Raw genomic sequence first — 1,627 nt, 5'->3', positions numbered from 1 at the left:
CGGCCCGACGGCCGGCCGGGCGACGGCCGGGGCCCGGCTCGGGGCGCTGCGTCGGGCCGGGGTGGCGACGGCGGCCATGACCGGCGGGTTCGCTCTCGTCTTCGGCGCTTTCGGACTCGTCGTGGCACCGCTGGCCCTGTCGGTGGAACGCTGGCTGCCCTGGGTGACGATCGTCATCGGCGTCCTGCTGCTCGGCACCGGCGGCTACCTGCTCACCGGTCGTGAACTTCGCCTGCCTGTCCCGAAGTTGAAGCCGAGGCCGGGTGCCCGGCCGTCGGACTCGGCGGCCTCGATGGGCCTGTACGGGGTCTCCTACGCGGTCGCCTCGCTGTCCTGCACGGTCGGCCCCTTCCTGGCGCTGACCGACCGCCTTCCGCGACGGCAGCCTGCTCGGCGTCACCGGGGTGTTCCTCGCGTACGCGGCCGGTATGGGCGCGGTCGTGGGAGTGCTGACCCTGGCGGTCGCCCTGTCCCAGGAGGCGGTGATCGCCAAGGTCCGCCGGGCGCTGCCGTACGTGACCCGGGCCAGCGGCGCCCTGCTGCTCCTGGCGGGCGCGTACGTCGCGTACTACGGCTGGTACGAGGTGCGGGTCCTCTCCGGCGGCTCGGCCGACGACCCGGTGATCGGCCGGGCCACCGAACTCCAAGGGCACCTGACGCGCTGGCTCGACGACCTCGGATTCGCCCCGGTGGCCGTCACCGCGCTCGCCCTGGTGGCCGCCCTGGTGGCGGTCGGCACCGCCCGACGCCGCAGGCGCAACCGGCAACCCGCCGACCGCTGACCGGCCCCGGGCCCCGCACCGCTCCCGGACCCCGCCCAGGCACCGGACCCCACACCGCTCCCGGATCCCGCACCGACCGCTCACCGCCTCCCGCAGCCGCCGCAGCTCGCCGCAAGGCCGGGGAGGTGGCGGTGCCCGTCAGCCCAGGACGTCACGCAGCCAGCGGATCGCGCCCGCCGGGTCGGGGGCGGACGGCACGCCGTCCAGTGTCGGCGGGCGCCGGACGACGACCACGGGGATGCCCGCCTCGCGGGCGGCGGTGAGCTTGGCGACCGTCGCCGGACCGCCGCTGTCCTTCGTGACCAGCACCTCCACGCGGTACCGCCGCAGCAGCTCCCGTTCGCCGTCGAGCGTGAACGGACCGCGGTCGAGAAGCACCTCCATGCGGGACGGGTACGGCGGCTCCGGGGCGTCCACCGAACGGACGAGGAACCACAGCCGGTCCAGGTCGGCGAAGGCGGCCAGTCCCATGCGGCCGGTGGTGAGGAAGACCCGCTCCCCGAGCGCGGGCAACGCCGCGGCTGCCTCGGCGAGAGAGCCGACCGAGCGCCAGTCGTCACCCGGAGCGGGCACCCAACCGGGCCGTCGCAGCGCGAGCAGGGGAACATGGGCAGAGGCAGCGGCCTGCGCCGCGTGGAAACCGATCGTGCCGGCGAAAGGATGGGTGGCGTCGATGAGCGCGTCCACCTGCTGCTCACGCAGCCAGCGGGCAAGGCCCTCCGGGCCGCCGAACCCTCCGATGCGCACCTCCCCCGGCGGCAGCCGCGGCGCGGCGACCCGCCCGGCGAGCGAACTCGTCACCCGCAACCCGGCGGGTGCCCGGTCCACCAGCTCGGCGGCCAGCC

At 75.8% G+C, this 1,627-nt stretch carries 2 protein-coding genes; one reads left to right on the top strand and one right to left on the bottom strand.

Annotated features, from left to right (window positions below; translation table 11 throughout):
- The first annotated feature begins 404 nt into the window (after positions 1-404).
- Positions 405-782, top strand: a complete 378-nt coding sequence (locus ACYVE9_RS25925) for a hypothetical protein (protein ID WP_461030327.1) — start codon at positions 405-407, stop codon at positions 780-782.
- A 138-nt stretch (positions 783-920) separates the two neighbouring features.
- Here the strand turns inward: ACYVE9_RS25925 and ACYVE9_RS25920 are convergent, their stop codons facing one another.
- On the bottom strand, positions 921-1,625 hold the full coding sequence (locus ACYVE9_RS25920; protein WP_461030326.1) for a cobalt-precorrin-6A reductase: 705 nt from the start codon (positions 1,623-1,625) through the stop codon (positions 921-923).
- Between the last annotated feature and the right edge of the window lie 2 nt (positions 1,626-1,627).

The sequence above is a fragment of the Streptomyces sparsus genome, assembly GCF_054776295.1.
Note: the sequence above shows the minus strand (reverse complement) of the source record. Positions and strands in the feature narration are given on the sequence as shown.